Source organism: Mucilaginibacter sp. PAMB04168 (assembly GCF_039634365.2).
Classification (GTDB): Bacteria; Bacteroidota; Bacteroidia; order Sphingobacteriales; family Sphingobacteriaceae; genus Mucilaginibacter.
This window is the reverse complement of sequence record NZ_CP155079.2, coordinates 944,127-965,905: the sequence shown is the minus strand read 5'-3', so window position 1 is coordinate 965,905 and position 21,779 is coordinate 944,127. Positions and strand designations below refer to the sequence as shown.

Annotated in this window: 18 protein-coding genes; 4 read left to right on the top strand and 14 right to left on the bottom strand. The window is 43.2% G+C overall.

What is annotated here, in order from left to right; genetic code table 11:
- Positions 1–74 precede the first annotated feature (74 nt).
- Positions 75–467: a hypothetical protein gene (locus ABDD94_RS04175; RefSeq protein WP_345954817.1), complete on the top strand. Its 393-nt coding sequence runs from the start codon at positions 75–77 to the stop codon at positions 465–467.
- Between the two features lie 52 nt (positions 468–519).
- Here ABDD94_RS04175 and ABDD94_RS04170 read toward each other — a convergent pair whose 3' ends face one another.
- The 9 genes from ABDD94_RS04170 to ABDD94_RS04130 all read right to left on the bottom strand — a co-directional run bounded on the left by ABDD94_RS04170 (position 520) and on the right by ABDD94_RS04130 (position 11,484).
- On the bottom strand, positions 520–2,127 hold the full coding sequence (locus tag ABDD94_RS04170; RefSeq protein ID WP_345954816.1) for a PAS domain-containing sensor histidine kinase: 1,608 nt from the start codon (positions 2,125–2,127) through the stop codon (positions 520–522).
- A 164-nt stretch (positions 2,128–2,291) separates the two neighbouring features.
- On the bottom strand, positions 2,292–3,083 hold the full coding sequence (gene cdaA, locus ABDD94_RS04165) for a diadenylate cyclase CdaA (RefSeq protein WP_345948796.1): 792 nt from the start codon (positions 3,081–3,083) through the stop codon (positions 2,292–2,294).
- Between the two features lie 124 nt (positions 3,084–3,207).
- Complete coding sequence (locus ABDD94_RS04160) at positions 3,208–3,894, bottom strand: hypothetical protein (protein ID WP_345954815.1); 687 nt, start codon at positions 3,892–3,894, stop codon at positions 3,208–3,210.
- 113 nt (positions 3,895–4,007) lie between these two features.
- On the bottom strand, positions 4,008–5,975 hold the full coding sequence (locus ABDD94_RS04155) for a M1 family metallopeptidase (protein WP_345954814.1): 1,968 nt from the start codon (positions 5,973–5,975) through the stop codon (positions 4,008–4,010).
- A gap of 91 nt (positions 5,976–6,066) precedes the next feature.
- Positions 6,067–6,417 (bottom strand): Spx/MgsR family RNA polymerase-binding regulatory protein, encoded by a 351-nt coding sequence (locus ABDD94_RS04150; RefSeq protein ID WP_345948799.1) that lies wholly within the window; start codon positions 6,415–6,417, stop codon positions 6,067–6,069.
- A 12-nt stretch (positions 6,418–6,429) separates the two neighbouring features.
- Positions 6,430–8,844 carry a TonB-dependent receptor family protein gene (locus ABDD94_RS04145; RefSeq protein WP_345954813.1) on the bottom strand — a complete coding sequence of 805 codons (2,415 nt, stop codon included), beginning with the start codon at positions 8,842–8,844 and terminating at the stop codon, positions 6,430–6,432.
- Between the two features lie 190 nt (positions 8,845–9,034).
- Positions 9,035–9,595 (bottom strand): aminoacyl-tRNA hydrolase, encoded by a 561-nt coding sequence (pth, locus tag ABDD94_RS04140; RefSeq protein ID WP_345948801.1) that lies wholly within the window; start codon positions 9,593–9,595, stop codon positions 9,035–9,037.
- 241 nt (positions 9,596–9,836) lie between these two features.
- A complete protein-coding gene (locus tag ABDD94_RS04135; protein ID WP_345948802.1) occupies positions 9,837–10,418 on the bottom strand; it encodes a 50S ribosomal protein L25/general stress protein Ctc in 582 nt (193 codons plus the stop codon).
- A 121-nt stretch (positions 10,419–10,539) separates the two neighbouring features.
- Positions 10,540–11,484: a ribose-phosphate pyrophosphokinase gene (locus tag ABDD94_RS04130; protein ID WP_345948803.1), complete on the bottom strand. Its 945-nt coding sequence runs from the start codon at positions 11,482–11,484 to the stop codon at positions 10,540–10,542.
- 471 nt (positions 11,485–11,955) lie between these two features.
- Here ABDD94_RS04130 and ABDD94_RS04125 point away from each other — a divergent pair, with 471 nt between their 5' ends.
- Complete coding sequence (locus tag ABDD94_RS04125; protein ID WP_345954812.1) at positions 11,956–15,102, top strand: DUF2723 domain-containing protein; 3,147 nt, start codon at positions 11,956–11,958, stop codon at positions 15,100–15,102.
- Positions 15,103–15,367: 265 nt separating this feature from the next.
- On the opposite strand, the gene ABDD94_RS04120 is transcribed toward ABDD94_RS04125, so the two are convergent.
- Together ABDD94_RS04120 and ABDD94_RS04115 are read right to left on the bottom strand one after the other, a co-directional pair.
- On the bottom strand, positions 15,368–16,357 hold the full coding sequence (locus tag ABDD94_RS04120; protein ID WP_345954811.1) for an acetyl-CoA carboxylase carboxyltransferase subunit alpha: 990 nt from the start codon (positions 16,355–16,357) through the stop codon (positions 15,368–15,370).
- 52 nt (positions 16,358–16,409) lie between these two features.
- Positions 16,410–16,907, bottom strand: coding sequence for a hypothetical protein (locus ABDD94_RS04115; protein ID WP_345954810.1), 498 nt, complete (start codon positions 16,905–16,907; stop codon positions 16,410–16,412).
- A 179-nt stretch (positions 16,908–17,086) separates the two neighbouring features.
- On the opposite strand from ABDD94_RS04115, the gene ABDD94_RS04110 reads away from it, so the two are divergent.
- A complete protein-coding gene (locus ABDD94_RS04110; protein WP_345948807.1) occupies positions 17,087–17,260 on the top strand; it encodes a hypothetical protein in 174 nt (57 codons plus the stop codon).
- Positions 17,261–17,346: 86 nt separating this feature from the next.
- On the opposite strand, the gene ABDD94_RS04105 is transcribed toward ABDD94_RS04110, so the two are convergent.
- Positions 17,347–18,177: a sulfurtransferase gene (locus ABDD94_RS04105; RefSeq protein ID WP_345954809.1), complete on the bottom strand. Its 831-nt coding sequence runs from the start codon at positions 18,175–18,177 to the stop codon at positions 17,347–17,349.
- A gap of 31 nt (positions 18,178–18,208) precedes the next feature.
- Positions 18,209–18,865, bottom strand: coding sequence for a metal-dependent transcriptional regulator (locus ABDD94_RS04100; RefSeq protein ID WP_345954808.1), 657 nt, complete (start codon positions 18,863–18,865; stop codon positions 18,209–18,211).
- A gap of 110 nt (positions 18,866–18,975) precedes the next feature.
- Between ABDD94_RS04100 and ABDD94_RS04095 the strand changes: the two genes are divergently transcribed.
- Positions 18,976–21,444 (top strand): TonB-dependent receptor, encoded by a 2,469-nt coding sequence (locus tag ABDD94_RS04095; RefSeq protein WP_345954807.1) that lies wholly within the window; start codon positions 18,976–18,978, stop codon positions 21,442–21,444.
- Between the two features lie 2 nt (positions 21,445–21,446).
- Here ABDD94_RS04095 and ABDD94_RS04090 read toward each other — a convergent pair whose 3' ends face one another.
- Positions 21,447–21,776, bottom strand: coding sequence for an SMR family transporter (locus tag ABDD94_RS04090; protein WP_345948811.1), 330 nt, complete (start codon positions 21,774–21,776; stop codon positions 21,447–21,449).
- Positions 21,777–21,779 lie beyond the last annotated feature (3 nt).

Below are 21,779 nucleotides of genomic sequence, written 5' to 3'. Positions count from 1 at the left end.
ATTAGTTGTTAAATATGTTAAATAGTTTGTACGGTTACAACCTGTTGTTTAACTTGCATTAAACCAACTGCTTTATGAAAAAGATATTGATGTTAAGCCTGCTTGTTTTTGCCTGTGCAATTACGGTTAAAGCCCAATCTAACCGTACCCTACCTAACACTGGCAGCAGTGAGGGCTTAAAGCCTGAAGCGGACACAAGTGTGGCAGCGCTGAGAGGGTTACAGCCTAAAGCAACTGATCTTTTAAAATATCTTGGGGAAACACCATCTGATGCGGTTATTGCTGCCAAGTTAGATAAGCGTTATGGCAGTATTGTTTACAGCACCATGCCTGTAGCCGGCCGTGGTGCCGCGCGTAGTGACAGTATGCCAATAGCAAAGCTTGGCGATCCGAATACACGCTACACTATGCTGGTAAAACGTATTACCATCGCAAACCCGACTAAAACGGAAGTTGCCAAGCCATAAAAGATCATTTACGCAATGCCGAAGCCTTTTTAGCATGGCAACTCAATATTGTTTAATCCGCCTCACTTAGCCATCTCCTGGCTTCTTCAATTTCGGTAAAAAATTGTGCGGTTACTTTGCCCATAGTGATATCAATGCTTTTATGGGCAGACATGCGGCTGAAAGTGCTGAGGGAGTATATCCAGGCAAAATGCTTCAGGCCGGCATCCTGCATAGCCGGAAACCAGTATTCGCCGCCCCAGTCTGCCGCTTCTGACCAATTTCCTACTACATGGGTATTGTCATTCAACACTTTTGAGCAGTTGTTCTTTTGGAGCAGATCAAGCATAATCATGCAGCCTTTCTGCACCGACTCGAGGTTTTGATAGCCCAGCCAGTTTACATCCAGCCACTGCTGTTCGGGCACATACTTCATTTCAATAAAGTTGCCCTTGTAAAACGTTTGGTTATCTGTCTCCAAATCAATCAGCTCATGCTTACCACTAATGGGTAGCAGGAAGAAAAAGGTTGAACCTTTGCCCGGCTCACTCTCAATCCAAAAACTGCCATTATGCCGTTTAATAATTTCTGAAGAAATAAATAGCCCTAATCCAAGTCCTTGAAAGCGCATGGAAGTATTATCTACCCGGTAATAACGATCAAAAAGCCTGGTGAGGTTTTCAGCCGCTATACCTATCCCGAAATCCTGCACGGATACAACAATGTTATTTTGCTGAACTTCTGAACGGACAACTATCTTGTCAGCATCAGGCGAGTATTTTATGGCATTTACCAAAAAGTTGTTGATAACCTGTTCTATCCGCAGCCTATCACCATCGTATACTACGTCATCATTATGCTCAATAATGATCTGGTGCTTTTCGTTAGCCTGCTGCACGCTTTCTACAGCTTCACGCAAGGCGGCACCAAACTCAAATGGCTCCAGGTTATAAACCATTTTGCCAGCGTTAATCTTAGATACATCCAAAAGGTCTGATATCAGGCTTTCTAACCGGATGAGCTGAGAAGAGGCTTTACTCACAAAACTGTAAGCTTTTGTATCAGGCGCAATCATTTTTTGGCCCAGTTGCAAAAATGCCTTAACAGAGGTAAGCGGCGTTTTTAATTCATGGCTGGCAATACTCAAAAACTCATCCTTTTGCTTTTCGGCCACCTTTTGCTCATGGATATCCATGTTGGTACCAAACCATTTAATCACCTTGCCATTACTGTCTTTTAGAGGTATGGCCTTACCAAGGTGCCAGCGGAAAGCACCATCAGAAGCTCGCTTGAAGCGATATTGAATTTCATAAGGTGCGCCTTTTTTGACCGACCTGGTCCAATTTTCAATAGTACGTTGCAAATCATCCGGATGCAGCATAGGCTGCCACCCCCATCCTATTGATTCTTCTGAGGTTAGACCGCTATATTCAAAATAACGTTTGTTGTAATAATCAACGCTACCTTCAGCATCGGCCGTCCATACTTGTGCAGGCACATTGTCGGCAATAAGCTTAAATTGTTCTAAACCAGACAACAGTGTATCGGCATTCGTTTCCAGAATTGCCTTGTGTACCGCAGTTTCGAGTGCAAGTCTCTCCTTTTCTTCTTTTAAACGGGCAACTTCCTGCCTTAGCTTTTCAAGCTCTGCCACTTGCGCGTTGAATTCGGGTAAAGACATTATATATTGGTGTTATTTATTATTACGATAAGTAACTTCAAAGGTAATCTATTGTCGCAACAGTTACATTACGGGCATTAGATCAATTTAAGAAATTACTTCGTAACTTGATTATCTACTCTAGAAACGCTGTACGTTATAACGCAATAATTGAAAAATAAATGCTAAAAGTCTTTATTCAGCAGCTTCTCAAGTTCGGCAAAACTAATGTTCATTTTTACCCTGCCCTGCTTAGCGTAGGATATCTCTCCGGTTTCTTCTGATACAATGATGGCTGTGGCCTCATTAGCCTCCGTAACACCTATACCGGCGCGGTGGCGCAAACCAAATTGCGAAGGCAAATCCGTATTATCAGTAAGCGGTAGAATACAACTTGCCGATTTAATTTTGTTACCCGAAATGATAACGGCCCCATCGTGCAAAGGGCCATTCTTTTGAAAAATGCTTTCAATGAGCCGCTTGGATATGCGGGCATCCATCATTTCGCAGCTGGTTTGGTAAATCTGCTCGTCATAATCCTTTACAAACACAATTAATGCCCCGGTGCGGGTTTGCTTCATACTTTTGCAGGCATCAATAATAGGTTTTATGCGCTTGTAATTGTCTTTCTCTACGTCAGATTTTCCCAAAAAATACTTCCACCAGGCCCGGTTGCGTTGCAGGGATGCGTTACGGCCTACCAATAGCAAAAACCGCCTTATTTCCTGCTGGAAAACAACAATGGCAGCAATAATGCCCACGTTCATGAAATTGCCCAGTATACCGGTAAGCAAACGCATATTTAACGCCCTTACCACAAAGTAGAGCAGGCAGATCATGGCAAAGCCAATAAAAATATTAGCTGCAATGGTACCTCGTATAAGGTTATACAGCTGGTAAATCAGAAAGGCAACCAGTAAAACATCTAAAATATCGAACAGGTTAAACCTAAACAGGTTAAAGTCGATGGACTGCATGAACGAAGTTAGGTAATTTCGGTAAGTATTTTAGTTGCAGGTTACAGATCCCGGATATCAAATGTCCATGATATGTTTTTCAACAAACGATGTTGCGGCAAAAAACCTTCAACTCACAAACATTTTATTGCGCACTTAACTTGGGCACGGTGCGTTTTTCGGGTGGTAATGCCAGCCATTTTTTGTACGAATCGTTTATGTAAACAGCCATTGATTCGGCGGCGTTGCTACGCACAAACTCATAGGTTGGCCTATACAAATTCATAAATATCTCAAGGTCGCGGCCCTTTAGCGGCACAATGCTGCCTACGTATACTTTTGTAAATACAGAGTCGATACGGCGTTCTTTTTCCTCATGCTCAAAGTAGCGTTTTAACCGGCGCGCATCCTTAGCTTCCTTACCAAACCAGGTAGTAGGCGACAGAACATACACTTTACTTTTTTGATATACCTGTGGATATTCAGCCCTTGGATCAAAACGCTGACCGCGTACATTTACCTCGCGCAAGGCAATACCCAGTGGGGTCATGGTAATGCTTTTATAACGCATATCGGCCAGGTACAAGGTATCTGATACATAGCCGGGTGATGAAAATATCAATATATTTCCCAACACAGCCCTAATATCAAAAGTGCCGTTTGCGGTAGTTAGAGCAACCTGATTGTTATTGGTATTGCGCACCAGCACATCGGCCAGCCTGTTGTTGGTGCCAGCTTCAATCACCTGCCCACGTACGGCGTTTTGTTGTGCTTTTACGGTTAAGCTTATCAGGCTTATGCAAAGTATCAGGTAGTATCTTAGTTTCATCATGTAGCCTGTATCTGTTTATATGATAAATAACCGCATTGCAGCGGCTTGGTTTGGTTATGAAGCGTTAAAGTTAAGCATAAAAAAAACCCGGCCAAATTGCCGGGTCTTTTTCGTTATTTTTTGAAAACGTTATTAGCCTCGTTATAATCGGGCAGTACCTTATCGGGGTCGTACGTTACCGTTTCAATTTCGGCTGTTGACGGGTATTTAAACGTCCAGCTGGTGTTACGTTCCCATATCTCAACAGGCAGCTTAATACGGTCAACCTTACCGCCTTTTTGTTTTATTTCCAGTATAACCGGCATAGCCATTTTTTCGAGATTATCCAACGTAATTAAAGCACCTTTGCTGGCATCATTATCTACGTATTTCACATCACGCACGGCCACATCAAGACGCCAGTTGTTGATGAACCAGCCACGCCAGAACCATTGCAGACTCTCGCCACCTGCATTTTCCATTGTACGGAAAAAGTCATCAGGGGTTGGGTGTTTGAATGCCCAGCGCTCTATGTAAGTCCTAAAGGCAAAATCAAAACGTTCCGGACCTAAGATCTGCTCGCGTAACATGGTTAAACCTATACCAGGTTTGTTGTATAATAATAAACCTGTGTTACGTTCCTTTAAACCGGCAGGCGTTGTCATTACGGGTTCAACTTCGGGACGGGTGTAGGCTATACCAACACGGTGCATATCTACCGGGCGTTCTTTGTACTCGCCGTTGTTAAAAGCATCGGTTGATAGGGTATTGATGAAGGTATTGAAGCCTTCATCCATCCAGCCGTATAAACGTTCATTAGATCCTACAATCATTGGGAACCAGGTATGGCCAAATTCGTGGTCGTTTACGCCCCACAGGCCAGCACCACGACTACGGTAGCTACAAAATACAATACCGGGGTATTCCATTCCACCTACATTACCGGCTACCGTTGATGCCACCGGGTAAGGGTACTCGAACCATTTTTGTGAGTTAAACTCGATTGATTTTTTAGTGTACTCGGTTGAACGACCCCAGGCAGCGTTGCCATCGCTCTCAACAGGGTAGGCTGATACAGATATACATTTTTTACCACTTGGCAGGTTAATTTTGGCAGCATCAACAATAAATGAAGCTGATGAACCGAAGGCAGCATCACGTGCATTCTTGATCTTGAATCGCCAGGTTAACTCCTGCTTACCAGCTGGGCGGGACGCCGCATTGGTAACCTCCTCAGCGGTGCGTATCAACACGGTTTTATCACTCTGTGCAGCTTGTGCCCAGCGCTTTTGCTGCTCAGGAGTGTACACCTCCTGCGGATTTTGCAACTCGCCCGATGCTAACACAATGTGGTTAGCCGGTGCAGTAATAGCTAAGTCAAAATCGCCATACTCGAGGTAAAACTCGCCCGGACCGGTATAAGGTACGGTGTTCCATCCTTGCACATCATCAAACACGCACATGCGCGGAAACCACTGCGCTACGTTAAATATTTTACCGTTTTTGGTTTGCTGCACGCCGTTACGGTCTGATCCATAATCGGGTGTGATGAATGAATATTCAATTTTTACCTTTACCTGGCCACCGTTAGGCGTAACCTCTTTAGGTAAATAGATCTGCATGCGGGTGTCACTAATTATATACTTGGCATCCACATCATTTACTTTTACCGATTTAATGTTATACCCGCCGTTAAAACCGCCACGTGTTCCGTTACGGCTACCGCTTAAAGGAATAATGGCGCTACCGCGTGAATCTTGCTTAAACAGATTTTGATCCAACTGCATCCACAAAAAGCCCAACTTCTGCGGGCTGTTGTTGGTGTAGGTTAATATTTCTGTTCCGCTAATTTCGTTGGTTTTGTCGTTTAGGCGGGCGGCTAACTGGTAATCGGCCTTATTTTGCCAGTAACGGGCTCCGGGCTCGCCGCTGGCAGCTCTGAAATCGTTGCCAGTTTTGTTATAAAACAACGGGTTAAAGGCCTCGTAATAGCTGTATTTGCTAACCGGTGCTGCAGGGTCGGCTGGCTGTTGCTGTGCCTTGCTTAAACCGGTAATAGCCATAAAAGCCAGCGAAAAGCCGGCAATCAGATGGTATCTCATCGTTAAGAAAATAGTTGTAGTTAAATTTAAAAAGCAATTATAGGAATAATTGCTTTACCGTGTAATCTAGTAAGCTGATTGTTACCAAATTTTATTTTGCCTGAAAGTGATCTTCATACACTTTTTCATCGAAGCCAAAGTACAAAAAGCCATTATCCTCAATTACCGGCCTCTTAATCATACTGGTTTTTTGCTGCAGTAAAGGGAGGGCTTCTGCAGCGCCTTTTACACTATCTTTTGTTTCGGAGTCCAAGCCTTTCCAGGTAAGTCCCTGCTTGTTTAAAAATTTATCATAACCGGCTTGTTGATTCCATTCATCCAGCTTTTCGGTGCTAACGCCCAGCTTCTTAAAATCATGAAACTCAAAATCTATTTGATGTTGCTTTAACCAATCCAGCGCTTTCTTTACCGTGTTGCAGTTGGTAATACCATATACTTTCATGCAGCAAAGTTATTAATTTCTGCTGCCTCCGCTTACGTCGTCGTTATTAATACCACGCTGGTTCTTTTTAAGCTCGCCGCTTAGCTTACCAAATTTATAATTGAAGCTAATGTTAAACGTACGGGCATACATATCATTTAGCGTTAACTGATATGAAGTTGGCGTACGGATGGTATTATCAATGGTCCTGAACTTCTGGAAAGGCGTATTGGCGTAAAATGATATAGTAGCCTTTTTATCTAACAAATCTTTAGAGGCACTGAAAGCATAGCCTAACCAATAATTGTCACGGCCTTGCAGCATTACATAACGGCTGTCGTAATCAAAGTTAGCACCCAGTCTGTATCCGTTGTCAAACTTGTAGCTTAAGCCTGCAAAAGCATGGCCCTGATAACCTTTGGTATTAAACAAAGTATTATTAACATATCCTTTCAGCCATACGTGCACTATCTGACTATTGATGTTAAAGTTAAGTTTAGTAGTGAAAGGATAATTGGCATTAAAATCAAAACCCAAGCGTTTGTTATTGCCGGCATTTTGAAAGCTACTTACGCTTACACCTGTTGCAGGGTCAAATACAGTTATGTTCTCCACCGTATTGTTAGCAAACTTATAATTAACCCCGAAATTGAATGACCCTTTTTTAAAGTTGCTGTACGTCAATTCCACACTGTGATTAACTACAGGGCGCAGATCAGGATTACCAACGTTTATGAAATTGATATTTGAACGGTTAACAAAGGGGTTCAATTGCCATATACCCGGGCGCTGTATACGGTCGGTATAGCCAATGTTGATACTGCTGGTTTTGAAGCTGCGCTGTAGCGAAATGGATGGAATAAGATTTGAATACCGCTGATCAACATCCTCATTAGCATTAACCGTAGTATGTTCTAAACGAAGGCCACCTTTAGCTACCCATTTGTCATTAAACTTTAACTGGTACGAGTTATACAAACTGTATACGTTTTGTTGATAGTCGAAATTGTTGATCTGATTAGGGTCAATGATATATGCTCCACCTGATACTTGATTTTCAGTATTGGCTTCGCTATAGTTATTACGAAATATAGCTTTGGCACCGGCTTCAATGTTCAGTTTCTTGACTGGCTGCACATAGTCTAATTGCAGTGTATGTTCTTTGTTGCCAGAGTTATTATACTGCCGGTAATTTGGAGCATTATCACTGCTAAAGTTCACCCGTTCAGTAAATAAAACGTCGTTGGCCTGGGTATTTTTTTGTAAATTATACTTGTAAGATGCGGTAAGCAACTGTTCTTTGTTTCGCTTAAAGCCAAGCTGATAGTTTAATCCCGCTCCAAAACCATTCCAACCATTATCAGCTATATTCATTGAACGATACGCATTGTTCCGGCTTGCTGTTGTACTTGCAAAATTTGAAAGCAAACCACGTTCAGAGTTGTTACTACCCTTGTACCATTCAAATGTGCCGGTAAGTAAGTTTAAGCTATCGCCTTCGTAAGTTAACTCAGTACTACCATAACCACTGTAGCCGCTGTTTTTATTAGTTCCCTGCTGGGTTAAGGTTGACTGGCCAATGTTGTCGTTCAGGTTACTAAAACCCGTAGTTAAGTTATTTCGCTTGTTATAACCAGTGTATCCGCCAATACCAAACTTGCCTTGCTTAACTGTTAAGTTTAAGTTGATGCCCGGTCCCCACAAGTTACTGTACCGGCCATTAATACTGCCGTTATAACCTTGGTCAACATCTTTCTTGGTAATGATGTTGATAATACCAGCCAAACCTTCCGCATCGTACTTAGCCGGCGGCGTGGTAATCACTTCAATCTTTTGAATGTTACTGGCCGGCATGGATTTTAAAACATCAGCCGGACTGCGGGCCATTAACGCCGATGGCTTACCATTTATCAGTATCTTGTAATTGGTGTTACCTTGCAGCTTGATGTTGTCACTCGCATCAACCGACAGCAAAGGAACGCGGCGCATCATATCCAGCACAGTAATTACTTTGTTTTCCGGGTCGGCCTGTACATCATAGCTTATGCGGTCAACCTCTCGTTTCATTAATGGCTTAACTGATGTTATGGTTACTTCTTTTAACTGGCTTGTAGATGGGCTTAGTAACAACTTGCCCAAATCGCTTGCCTTATCGGGGTTGCTGATATTGATGGTTTTGCCGTTATAGCCTACATAAACCAGTGCCAGTTTATAGGGCTTTATGGCGAGACCTGTTAGGGTAAACGTACCGTCATCCTTAGTAAAGGTGCTTTTAACCGGCTGGTTGTTCATATCTACCAAGGCTACGGTAACATAACTCAGCGGTTCCTTTTTTACAGAGTCTATAACTGAACCTTTTATGGTTGCAGTTGGTGCGGTTGCAGTTTGCGCGGTTGCAAAAACAAAAAGGCAGAAAGAAAATACGGCGGTCAGTAAAAGTTTTTTCATCAATGCGATAAGAATAGTCGGTTGCAGATCTGCAATTTTTTGTTGTAAACAGTCTACATCACAATAGATGCAGTTTTATAACAAAACGTTACAGCACATTCTAATTATTTCGCAAAATAATACAGCTAACGCAAATACAACTTTTAATTAACAACATTTAACTAAAATTTAACAGATGATACCTTTTCTGCTATTTATTGTAGCGGGTCATGGTAAGCTCAGTACCGGCAGTGGCAAAGCTTTTTATCATTTCAATAGAGCGGTCTATCAGGGCAGGAAGCTCCGGTTTTTCATCCTCATCAAAGCCGCTTAGCACATAGTCAACCTGGCGGCCTTTGGGGTAATTATCGCTTATGCCAAAACGTAAACGGGCATAGTTATTATTGCCTAATACTTGTTCAATATGCTTTAATCCATTGTGACCGGCAGCACTGCCTTTGGGTTTAAGGCGCAGGGTGCCTAATGGCAATGCCAGGTCATCAACCAAAACCAACACATTTTCGACCGGTATTTTTAGTTGCTGCATCCAATAACTAAGCGCTTTGCCGCTTAAGTTCATAAAGGTGGTTGGTTTAATTAAATGCAGCATACGGCCTTTGTGGCTAACCTCGGTATAATAAGCCAGGCGCATGTTATGAAACTGGGCACTCTCCTGCTTGGCCAGTTCATCCAATATCATAAAGCCAATGTTATGACGGGTATCTTTATATTCCGGACCAATATTGCCCAGGCCTACGATGAGGTATTTCATTTTATTGCTTTGTTAACCAACCTAACTTTAATCCCGAACGACAGTAAGAAATACTTTCTATTATACACATGTTTTCATGAACAACACTTCTCATTAGTACCCCAAGTACCGTTTGTTGTGGCAAAACTAACAAACCCTGTTAAACAAATGAAGTTGTTAATTAAATAGTGGATAGCAAAGAAAAGCCGCCTCCCTTTATGGGTGAGGCGGCTTTTCCTTACTTTGATAACTACTAAACAGCTTATTTACCTTTAGCTGCTTCTTGCTCTGCCTGACGCAGGGCACGTGAAGTAGTGATAGATAAGATAGTATCTTCCGGAGTATTAGTAATAGTCAGGTTAGGAACGCTGATGTCGCGTACACGTACTGATTTACCTACTTCTAAACCTTCAATGCTCACTTCGATAGAATCTAAGTGATCTTTAGGTAAAGCTTTAACACGCAGTTTACGTAATTTTTGTACTAGTTTACCACCCATTTTAACACCTGGCGAAGTACCAGTTAAAAGGATAGGAATTTCGATAGTTACCGGTTTGCTTTCATCCAGTAACAAAAAGTCAACGTGCAATAACTCATCAGTTAATGGATGAAACTGCATGTCTTTGATGATAGCTTGGCTGGTAGTACCGGCAACGTCTAAGTCGATGAATTGAACAACTGGTGTATAAATCACCGGTTTCAAATCAGCTGCGGATACTGAAAAATGCGTTTGAGTAGCACCACCGTATAAAACAGCAGGTACTAAACCCTGGTAACGCAGTTCCTTAGCATCACGTTTCCCTACGTTCTCTCTTGGAGAACCGCTAATAGCAATTGATTTCATTTTTTTGTTTTTAAATTGTTTGTTCTACAAAGACCAGAGCTGGCAGCCCGTGGTCCATAGTTCTTATATAATATATCTGTTAGCTTATAACCATGGGCTACCTGCCATGAACTAACAACTATCAATCTATCTTAAACAACTGACTAATTGAACCATGCTCATTTACATTAGCAATGGCCTTACCAAAAAGATCGGCAGTTGATAATACTTTTATTTTACTGCACTCCTGTTTTAAAGGAATGGTATCGGTCACAATCAGCTCTGTTAGGGCCGAGTTTTCGATAGTTTCGTACGCTTTTCCCGATAATACCGGGTGCGTACATACGGCACGCACACTGTTAGCGCCACGCTCCATAATTAAACCGGCTGCTTTAGCTAGTGTACCGGCTGTATCACATATATCGTCAATCAGTACAATGTCCTGTCCGGTTACATCACCTATAATGGTCATGCTTTCTATCTCGTTGGCACGTTTACGACGTTTATCGCAAATTACCACCTCGGCGTTAAAAAACTTGGCAAAGGTACGAGCCCGGTATGAGCCGCCCATATCAGGTGAGGCTATGGTTAAGTTAGGCAAAGCCAAACTTTTAATATAGGGCACAAATATGATTGAAGCATCAAGGTGATCTACCGGTATGTCAAAGAAAGCCTGTATCTGGGCCGCATGTAAATCCATGGTCATTACCCGGTTTGCGCCAGCTGCCGTAAGCAGGTTAGCTACCAGTTTAGCACCAATGGCCACACGTGGCTTATCCTTACGGTCCTGACGGGCCAAACCGAAGTATGGAATTACAGCAGTTACATAATGGGCTGACGCACGGCGGGCGCAGTCAATCATCATGAGCAGCTCCATCAGGTTATCGGTTGGCGGATTAGTACTCTGGATGAAAAACACATCACATCCACGTACCGACTCGTTAATGAATGGCTGAAACTCGCCATCACTAAAGCGCGACAAGGTCATATCACCTAATTCGCGGCCGTAAACCTTGGCAATTTTAGCTGCAAGATCTGTTGAACCTGAGCCCGAAAACAACTTAACCGGATTGAACTGTAAAGGCATCTTCTTTTGATTCGGATTTCGGCGGTTTGATTTCGAACTTCAGCTCGATCTCTCCTTCCGGCTTTAAGACTTCAATAATTTATTTACTTCCTGCTCACCCGCCCAACCATCGTTTTTTAACAATGGTTCCGGCTAAAACGAAAAATTCGAATTTCGATATTCCGAAATTCGAATTTTTCTCTCTGTTGTCCGACCTGGATTCGAACCAAGACAAACGGTACCAAAAACCGTCGTACTACCTTTATACTATCGGACAATCCTCTTTCGGTTTGTTATCCTCTCCGAAATCGAATGCAAATGTAAGGCGAAAAATTGAAGCTGCAAAAATATTTTTCAAAAAAATTAATGCCTACACAATAACGCCATTTGTAACTGTTAATTTATGTTAAAGCACAACTAATTAACCCAACCTATCTATAGATTTATTAATTTCGTCAGCTTTTAGTTTAGCAGAAGACTGTATAACCCAATATGAATTACAACAAGATTAATAACCTTTTTGGCTGGCTTTCTTTTTTAATTGCCGCCATTACGTATACGTTAACCCTTGAGCCCTCTACCAGTTTTTGGGATTGCGGCGAGTTTATTGCCTGTATTTATCGTTTACAGGTAGCCCACCAACCTGGTGCGCCACTGTTTACCATGATAGGCAAAGCTTTCTCGCTCCTGTCGTTCGGTGATGTAACCAAGGTAGCTTACTGGACCAATATGGCGTCGGCTATAGCTAGTGCAGCCACTATTTTGTTTCTTTTTTGGAGCATTACTATGCTGGCTAAAAAAATACTGATTAAAAAAGCTGAGGACTTAAACATCACCAATACGATACTTATTATAGGTGCAGGTTTGGTAGGTGCATTAGCTTATACATTCTCTGATACCTTCTGGTTCTCGGCCGTTGAGTCTGAAGTTTATGCGCAATCATCATTGTGTACGGCTGTAGTTTTTTGGGCTATATTAAAATTTGATGCTCACGCCGATGAGCCAGGAGCAGACCGCTGGATTGTGTTCATTGCTTACATCATGGGCTTATCAATAGGTATACACTTACTTAACTTGCTGGTTATACCGGTAATTGCCCTTATCCTGTATTTCCGCCGCGCTAAAAACGTTACGGCATCAGGTACAATCTGGTCGTTTATAATCGGTGTTGTGGTTTTAGGATTGGTGCTTTGGGGCATTATCCAGTTTACGGTTAAAGGCGCTGCCTATGCCGATTTGTGGTTTGTAAACACCTTGGGCTTCAGCTTTAACAGTGGCGCTATTGTATTTTACCTGCTGGTAGTTGCTGCCCTGGTAGCCGGCGTTTACTATTCGGTTACGTTATCAAAAGGCGCGTTAATTGTGGCGGTGGCCAGTTTTATTATTGCGTTAAGCATAAGCGGCGGCATTGTTGGCTTAATTGCCGCTGTTGCTGTTTTAGCTTTACTGGAATATGTGCTTAAAGTACGTCAAAAGCGCTACTCTTTAAATATGGTATTGCTTTGTACTATGTTCATTCTACTGGGCTATAGCTCATTTGTGATGATTGTGGTACGTGCCAAAGCAGGCACTAACCTTAATAATAGCGACCCTCAGGATGCTTTTGCCCTGAACGGCTACTTAAACCGCGACCAATACGGCGAAACACCTTTGTTATATGGTCAGTACTTTGATTCGAAACCACAAGAATCAAAAGAAGGTGCTACCATATACCGCCGTGGAGCTACTAAATATGAAATAGCCGGTAAAAAATCGAGTACTGTTTATGACCGCAATACGCTGTTCCCGCGTATATATGATACGGATGGTAACAAATCGGCATTTTACCGCGAGTGGCTGCAATTAGGCCCGGAAGAACAGCCTAACATGTCGCACAATCTGGGCTTCTTCTTTAGCTGGCAAGTACACCAAATGTACAACCGTTACTTTTTATGGAACTTTGCCGGCCGTACCAATGATATGGACGGACAAAACAACAGTAAAGGAACTGATGGCAACTGGCTGAGCCCTTTTGATTGGTTTAAAGCTTTCCCAAGCACGGTTACTGAAAGCAATGCATATAACCGCCTTTACTGCCTGCCGCTTATTATTGGCATACTGGGTTTAATATATCATTTCCAGCGCAACAAGCGCGATGCAGGTGTGGTTGCTGTATTATTCTTTTTTACTGGTTTAGCTATCTTACTTTACCTAAACCAAAACCCATTGCAGCCACGTGAGCGTGACTATGCTTACGTAGGTTCTTTTTATGTGTTTGCTATTTGGATTGGTTTGGGCGTGTTATTTATAGCGCAGTTGCTGAGCAAAGTGCTTAGCCCTAAAGTGAGCGCGGCTGTTGCAACTGTAGCCTGTTTGCTTGCAGCACCAGTGCTGATGGGCTTTCAGGAATGGGATGACCACGACCGCTCTACCAAGATGACACCGCATGATATGGCAGCCAACTACCTTAACTCCTGCGCGCCAAACGCTATCTTGTTCACCTATGGCGATAACGACACTTACCCGCTATGGTATGCGCAGGAAGTGGAAAACATACGCCCGGACGTACGTATCGTGAACCTGAGCCTATTGGGTACCGATTGGTACATACGCCAAATGAAGCAAAAGATGAACGAGTCGGTACCGTTACCTATTACCATGCCTAATGAAAAGTTTGCGGCAGGTATACGGGACGTGATCTACTGGAGCGATCAGATGAACGTAAACGATACTACCGAATTGAAAGAGGTTTTCGACTTTATCACCTCTGATAACAAGGAAACCCAGGTGCAGTATGAAAACGGCATGACCATGAATTACCTGCCCACCAAAAACTTTAAGCTATCTGTTAACCCTGATGAGGTTATTAGCACAGGTACTGTACCAGCCAGCCAAAAAAATAACATTGTACCTGCCATTACCTGGAAATATAATTCTAATTATGTAACCAAGGATAACCTGGCTCTGATGGATATCTTATCGCACAACAACTGGAAGCGTCCGGTTTATTTTGCCATAACCGTAGGTAACGAGAACATGATGGGCCTGGATAAGTATATGCATGATGAAGGCTTTGCTTACCGCCTGCAACCTTTAAAAGCCGATACCGCAGCAAATGCACCTGAACCGGTTAACACCATGGTAATGTACAATAACATGATGACCAAGTATAAATGGGGCAACATGAAAACGGCCAAATACCTGGATCATGAGTCAGTTACGATGTTCTACCCTATCATTATTAAGCAGTTTAACTCGCTGGTATCAAATCTGATGAAAGAAGGCCACAACGATTTGGCTGTTAATGCACTAAAACGCTTTGACGAAGTAATGCCATCAACTATTCCGTTTGGTGAGGTTGCTTTGCGCAAGTTCTATTTAAACAATAGCGCTTACGACCTGAACCAAACACAACTCGCCAACAAATGGACTGAGGAGCTGGACAAATACATCGTAAACTCGCTCGACTTCAACTATAATGCTATGCAAAAAGGCGGCGAATTAAACCAGCGCGATATACAGCTCGGCATTTATATGCTGAATGGTTTAGTTGAGTTAACCAATACTCATCACCAAACTGCCTTACACAGCAAGCTAAGTGCTCAATACAAAGGCTACGAAGCCAAGTTTGGCAACGTGCTTGGTGGCGGTGGGCAATAAGGGGATATAATATTTTTATAAGCCGGTGTTTCTTAACACCGGCTTTTTTTATGAGCTTTCAATAAAGAACAACTTGACATTTTGATTGCTAACCAAGACTTTTTCAAATAGTTGGCCTTTTATTTGAAAGTTTCCTCACGATGTTCAGGATGACATGAGAAATTTTAGAAAGAACTACAGGTTTAATGTACTATGAATACAATATCAAACAAAAAAAGCCATGCTTTTTAGCATGGCTTTTTTTGTTTATAGCATATTTTGAAGCTTACTCTGCCGCAGGTGCCGGAGCAGCTGCGGGCTCGTCTTCTATCACAACGCCCATTGAGCAGAACTTGTCAATGCGTTCTTGCACCAGTTCGTCAATATTGCGGTCTTTAAGTGTTTTCAGGTCTTTTGTTAATTGCTTTTTAAGAACGGCAGCCATCACAATCGGATCCTGGTGGGCACCACCAAGCGGCTCTTTAATGATGCCGTCAATCAGCTTGTTCTTAAACATTTCGCTTGAAGTGAGTTTCAACACCTCGGCGGCGCGCTCCTTAAAATCCCAGCTACGCCATAAGATAGACGAGCAAGACTCGGGCGAAATAACCGAATACCAGGTATGCTCCAGCATGTATACTTTATCGCCGATACCGATACCAATGGCGCCGCCTGACGCTCCTTCACCAATAATTACGCAAATAACCGGCACATTAAGTACCGACATTTCCATAATGTTACGGGCAATGGCTTCGCCTTGTCCGCGCTCTTCGGCTTCGAGGCCAGGAAAGGCTCCGGGCGTATCAATCAGGGTAATAATAGGCTTGTTAAACTTTTCCGCCATTTTCATCAGGCGCAGGGCCTTGCGGTAACCTTCGGGGTTGGCCATACCAAAATTACGATATTGCCTGTCTTTAGTGTTGCGCCCTTTTTGGTGACCAATAAACATCGCAGTTTGCCCGCCTATTGAGCCCCAGCCGCCAATAATGGCTTTATCATCGCCAAAATTACGGTCGCCGTGCAATTCAATAAAATCATCACACATCAACTCAATATACTGCAAGGTATATGGCCTGTCGGGGTGGCGTGATATCTGTACCTTTTGCCAGCCGCTCAGGTTGGTGTACACTTGCTTTTTAGCCTGCTCAAACTTCTCCTGCAACTCATTCAACGTGGCCGACATGTCCACCTTGGTCTTTTCCTGCACCTGTTCTATCTTATCGATCTGATGCTGCAAATCGGCTAACGGCTTTTCAAAATCAAACGTAATCTTCATAATCCTCTGTAACGGGGCGCTAAGTTAATTAAATCAAACGTCAAAATGCTAATTATGGTTTTTTCAGCTGCCAAAACTTAGTGGTTTGCTGCGGATTAAGCACATTGTAGGTATTGTAGCAAGCCAGCAGTACAGATGTACGGTATTCACCCTCGTACAAGCCGTAACGGTTAGCATAAAAGGTAATGCTGCCCTCATCCAGCTTTTGGCTGCGGAACATATCATCCAGCTTTTTCTCGTTACGCAGTACCGATTGCCCTATCTCCGTTTTTTTAAGCTGCAGATACTTGCTGATGGCGGTTACTTTAGTTACCTGTTCGGGCGTAAGCTTCAGTTCTTTTTTATACCGCAATACATCATCGGGCATAGGGTAACGGTTCATGGTAGCCGGCAAAGCCATACTTTCGAGCGTAGGGCCTTTCTGGTAATCGGCATACTGTTTTAACGTTAAGGTTTTAATGCTTGATGGCGTAATTGCGCTGTCGGTTTGCGCCTGAGCCACGTTTAAGCCAATACCCGCTAGTAATGTAATGAGGAGAGTTTTATACATAAGTGATGTTTACATTTCAAAAGTGTTAAATTTTTTAATTAATACATCTAACTATGGATAGAAACTTACTGGTTTAGGCCTGCGTTGCGTAAACAGTTCTTGCTTAAGTAACAAATACATGACCGACTAATCTTTGAGCCTCCGCTCCCCTCTAATTCATATTAAATGCAAGAAACATTATGAAAAAGACCATTTTAAGCATAGCGTTAATAGCATCACTGGCTAGTTCATTAACCAGTTGCATGGTAGCACAAGACAGGCGAGGCCGTTATAACCGCGACAATTATCGTGGCCGCGATCATCATCGCGATGGCCACCGCGGACCTTACGATAGTAACGGCTACCGCCACTAAAAAAACAACAAACCCGGGTTTTGACTGATCCCGGGTTTGTTGTTTATGTTATATTGGAATGATATTCCTCAGCTAAGCAATGTCTTCTATTCAGTTGCAATTGGTAAATCCCGGCGCGACCACTCGCTCCATGAGCCTACGTACAACTGAGCGCCCAACAGTCCGGCCTGTTCTAACGCCAGTAATGTATGGCAAGCTGTTACGCCTGAGCCGCAGTGTACAATAACTTGATTGGGTTGTACCTCGCCAAATACGTTCAGGTAATTAGCTTTCAATTCGCTGCCCGGTAAATAGCGAGTAGCCGGACTTAAATTAGTGGTATAAGGTACGTTAATAGCACCCGGTATATGACCGGCAATTAAATCTATAGGCTCGGTTTGGCCAAGATAACGTGGTGTTTCTCTCACATCTATTACTATTTTGCTTGGGTTTTTAGCGGCTTCGGCCACCTCATCAAGCGTAACTGTGCCCGTGTAATTGTGCTTGGTAATGTATTGTGTTACCACGGGCGGTACCGGAATCATGGTTGTTAGGTTTAAGCCTGCATCAACCGCTGCTTGTAAACCACCGCTTAATACTTGTACCTGCTCGTGCCCAACGGCACGCAGCATCCACCACAGGCGTGCAGCCGGGTTGGCGCCGGCTTTATCGTCATAAATAACAACGTGTGTTTGTTCCGTAATACCTAAGCTACCCAACAGCCTGGCAAAGTCTTCCACACCTGGCAATGGATGCCTGCCACCATAGGCGGGATTTTCAGGATGGACGGCCAGGTCTTCCAGGTCTACATACACGGCTCCTTCCAGGTGGCCTTGCTTATACCGCTCGCGGCTGTTACCAAAGCCTCGGGCATCAATCAGCACATAGGTATCTTTATCAAGTTTCTTTAGTTCTTCAGCTTCAATTAAAGGTAGCATAGTGTGTAGACGTTTAAATTCAAATATAAAATTAACTGATTAAAATATTCTCGCCAAACTTGGCAGATACGGTGCTTGGTTCTGCAGCATTTATGCTGATCACCAGCGAACCATCAAAAGCAATCTTTTCTATTAATTTAATGTGCGTACCAATATTTATTTCGAGCTTATGGAGATAAAGCAGAAAATCGCTGCTGGTATCGCGCACAGCAGCTACCCGGTAAGTCGAGCCCGGTTTGGCATCGGCCAGGGTAACCGAAAAAGATTTGGCCATCTTACCATTTGCTTTGGGTATAGGATCACCATGTGGGTCATACTCGGGGTATTCTAAAAACTTCTCCAACCTATCGGCCAGATCATGATGCTTTATGTGTTCCAGCTCTTCGGCAATGTCATGGATTTCGTCCCAGCGGTAACCCAGCTTTTCCAACAAAAAGACTTCCCAAAGGCGGTGCTTACGTACAATTTGTATGGCATCCTGTTGCCCTTGCGGGGTAAGTTTTACACCCTTCTTTTTATCATACTCAATAAGCTGCTTGTCGGTGAGTTTCCGTATCATATCTACCACCGATGCCGGATTATTTCCCAATGATTCGGCAATGGCACTGGTGGAAATCTTTTTGCCGTCAGGCATTTGTGATAACCGGAAAATGGATTTTAGATAATTCTCCTCTGAAAAGGTATTCATGCTGCTGGACTAGTTAGCTCAATCAAACTTATGAAAATAAAACACATAATATATAAAATTAGGCAAACCTAATTTTATATATTTGGTTTAGTTAAATATTATAAATCGATATGCCAAAATCCATTATACTTTTTATCCTGTTTATTACAAAGTCAAGCAGTGTATTAGCTCAAAACGGTACTATAAAAGGCCAGGTTACAGCAGCAACCGACGGGCCATTAAGTCATGCATCGGTAAGCATTTTGAATAAAAGTACAGGTACGCGAACCGGCATTAATGGCCAGTATGAACTGCGCAACATACCTCCAGGCACTTACACGGTTATATTTTCATCGGTAGGTTACCAAAAGCAGCAGCTTGTAACAGAGGTTAAATCTAATGCTGTTGTACTATTAAATGTGGCCCTTATCAAAAGCGAATCGAGGTTGAGTGATGTTATTGTAACCGGCGTTAGCCGAGCTACCGAGGTGCGCAAAAACCCAGTACCTGTTGCCGTGATGAGCAAAAAAGACATGGACAGGCATGTAAATAATAATATTATTGATGCCGTAATTAAAGGTGTGCCGGGCGTAAGTGCGGTAACCACAGGGCCAAACGTATCCAAACCCTTTATTCGTGGGTTAGGGTATAACCGCGTACTTACTTTGTATGATGGTATACGGCAGGAAGGTCAGCAATGGGGTGATGAACACGGCATTGAGATTGACCAGTACGGCATTGCCAGAGCCGAGGTGGTAAAGGGCCCGGCCAGTTTATCTTATGGCTCTGATGCTTTGGCAGGGGTAATTAACATGATCCCTTACCTGCCCAACTTTAACAACAACGCCTTAAAAGGCGATTACACGGTAGATTACCATACCAACAATGGCCTGATAGGTACATCATTAGGCTTGGCATACAAACACAACGATTGGCGTTATACCATACGCGGAACCGGCAAATGGGCTCATAATTACACCAACAATATTGATGGCCGGGTGTACGGCACAGCCTACCGGGAACTTAATTTATCGGCCATGGCAAGGGTGGACAAGAACTGGGGATATACCCAAATGGCTGCTACGTTGTTTAACAATAAACAGGAAATTCCCGATGGCAGCAGGGATTCCCTCACACGACGTTTTACCAGGCAAGTTCTGGACAACGCCGATGATATTAAAAACCGCCCCATTGTACCCGATCATGAACTGAAGACCTTCCGGCTGAATCCGCTTTACCAGCATATTCAGCATTACAGGCTTTACAGCAGCAGCCAGTTTAAGTTGGGCGAGGGCAATATCAATTTGTTAGTGGGCGGTCAGCAGAGTGTTAGGCGGGAGTACAATCACCCTACACAGCCGCAGCAAGCCGGATTGTACGTAGTTTTAAATACCTTAAATTACGATGTTAAATACAACTTGCCGCAATTGGCTGGTATAGAAACATCGGCAGGTGTGAATGGCATGTATCAAACTAATCGCAGTAAAAACGCTACCGACTTTCCCATTCCAGACTATAATCTTTTCGATATAGGCACTTTCCTCTTTGCCAAGAAAACCTTTGGCCGTATAGATATAAGCGGCGGTATACGTTATGATAACCGCAGCATTAAATGGGAGAATTTTTTTGTAACCAACAACCCGCAAAATGGCTTTCAGAAGCGGGTGAGCGGGGCCGACACTATTGGTACTTACCTGCAATTTCCTGCTTTTAACAAACGCTATACCGGACTTTCGGGTAGTTTAGGCTTAACTTACAACGTAAGCGAGCGCCTATTACTAAAAGCTAATATTGCACGCGGGTACCGGGCACCTAGCATAACCGAAATTGGCTCTAACGGCCTTGATCCGGGTGCACACATTGTTTATCTGGGTAACCGTACTTTTAAGCCCGAATTTAACGTACAGCAGGATATTGGTGTAATTGCTTACCTGAAAGACATTGACTTAAGCGCTGAACTATTTAACAACAACATTTACAACTACATTTACCAGGCCCGGTTAAATGATGCTAACGGTGAGCCCGTGGTGATAGTGCCCGGCAACAGCACCTACCAATACCAGCAGTCGGAGGCCAGATTATATGGGGCAGAGTTGACGCTAAATCTGCATCCGGAAAAATTAAAATGGCTGTGCTGGAACAATAGCCTGGCTTACGTAGAGGGGCTTAATAAAAATACTGAATTACTGGCCCGCGTGGGTAATGCAGCTAAATACCTGCCTTTTATACCGCCATTACATGCACGGTCAGAATTTCGCATCAACTTTCAAAAAACATCTAAAATCTTTCAAAAGCCTTATGTAAAGTTAGAGGCCGATGCTTATGCCGCCCAGAACCATTTTTATGCGCTTGATGATACGGAGACTGCTACCCCGGGTTATACACTATGGAATATTGGCTGCGGTACAGGTATCAAAAATAAAAGCGGCCGAACGCTGTTAGACGTTTTTTTGCAGGTAGACAACGTTTTGGATAAAGCCTACCAATCTAACTTAAACCGGCTAAAATACTTTGAGTATTACCAGGCATCGCAAAATGGGTATAGGGGTATTTATAATATAGGCCGTAATATGAGCTTTAAGGTAATTGTGCCTTTGTAGGCTTAGGCTGCTGTTGATTTGGAGAACAGGTTAATGACGAGCACGCCCGCCACAATAAGCGCCATACCTAACATAGCAGGCACATCAAGCTTTTGCTTAAACAGGAAATAACCACTTATGGAAATTAACACAATACCCACCCCCGACCATATGGCGTAAGTTATACCCACCGGGATAGATTTGAGCGTTAAGCTCATAAAGTAAAAAGCAGAGGCATAACCCACCACCACAATAACTGACGGCCATAAACGCGTAAACTGCTCAGAAGCTTTGAGTGCACTGGTGGCCGTTACTTCTGATAGTATGGCAATGAGTAGGTAGATGTATTTCATTAA